This window comes from Micromonospora sp. BL1 (genome assembly GCF_003667485.1).
Taxonomy (GTDB): domain Bacteria; phylum Actinomycetota; class Actinomycetes; order Mycobacteriales; family Micromonosporaceae; genus Micromonospora; species Micromonospora tulbaghiae.
Genome location: NZ_RCVK01000002.1, coordinates 1 through 387 on the forward strand (window position 1 = coordinate 1; position 387 = coordinate 387).

Sequence of the window (387 nt, forward strand, 5' to 3'; positions counted from 1 at the left end):
ATACAAATAAAAACAGTGACAAGTAAAATGGAGAAAAACTCACCTTAACTTGTCACTGCTTTTCTAAACTACTTCTTGAATTACCACATTATGTGCTTCCATTAAGTCCACTTCATAAGGTGATATAGGCTGTCTTGTTTTAGTATCATAGGTAACCCTTATTATTGGTCTATCTGGAAAACTCTCATTTTGATTTACAACATATCCTTCCACCCCATTAGAAAGCCTTACACATGATCCAAGAGGATAGACGGAAAATGTCATTCTTAATTTTTGCACAATATCAGGATCAAAGGAAGTACCACTTCCAGATAAAATTAGTTCATATGCTTCGTTAGGATTAAAACGATTTCTATAAGATCTATTTGCGCTCACAGCAGTAAATAC

1 protein-coding gene is annotated in these 387 nt (G+C 33.9%); it reads right to left on the reverse strand.

What is annotated here, in order from left to right:
• Positions 1–63: 63 nt before the first annotated feature.
• Positions 64–387, reverse strand: a 324-nt coding sequence (locus EAD96_RS00010; RefSeq protein WP_199733010.1) for a hypothetical protein, incomplete at its 5' end; no start/stop codon positions are given.